Origin of the sequence: Amphibacillus indicireducens, assembly GCF_039539605.1 — a bacterium.
GTDB classification, from domain to species: domain Bacteria; phylum Bacillota; class Bacilli; order Bacillales; family Amphibacillaceae; genus Amphibacillus; species Amphibacillus indicireducens.
The window spans coordinates 707-1,087 of the sequence record NZ_BAABDL010000147.1 but is presented as its reverse complement, the minus strand read 5'-3'; the positions used below and the strand labels follow the sequence as shown (position 1 = coordinate 1,087).

At 40.9% G+C, this 381-nt stretch carries 1 protein-coding gene; it reads left to right on the top strand.

Annotated features, from left to right (window positions below):
• On the top strand, positions 1–381 hold a 381-nt coding region (locus tag ABD814_RS13350), incomplete at both ends, for a transposase (RefSeq protein WP_344913899.1).

Sequence of the window (381 nt, the reverse complement as noted above, 5' to 3'; positions counted from 1 at the left end):
TTGTTGGTCCTGTGATCAAGGAATATAAAAAAATAAATCCAAGTGCAACTATCGCTGTCAGGGGTGATAGTGGTTTCGCTGTCCCTGCCCTGTATGAATTATGCGAAGAGCATGAGCTCAAGTACGCCATTCGCCTTAAATCAAATAAGCGTTTAACATCGATGGCTCAAGACATTGAACATCAAATCGGGAATCGACTAAAACTTAATAACGGTGCGCCTTATGTGTTTTATAAAGAAATAGCCTACAAGGCGGCAAGCTGGAACAAGTCAAGACGAGTGATCGTCAAGTTAGAGAGACCAGAAGGCGAACTCTTATTTCGTTATTCCTTCATTGTCACGAACTTAAGCTATCGCCCTAAAAACATCGTCAAATTTTATC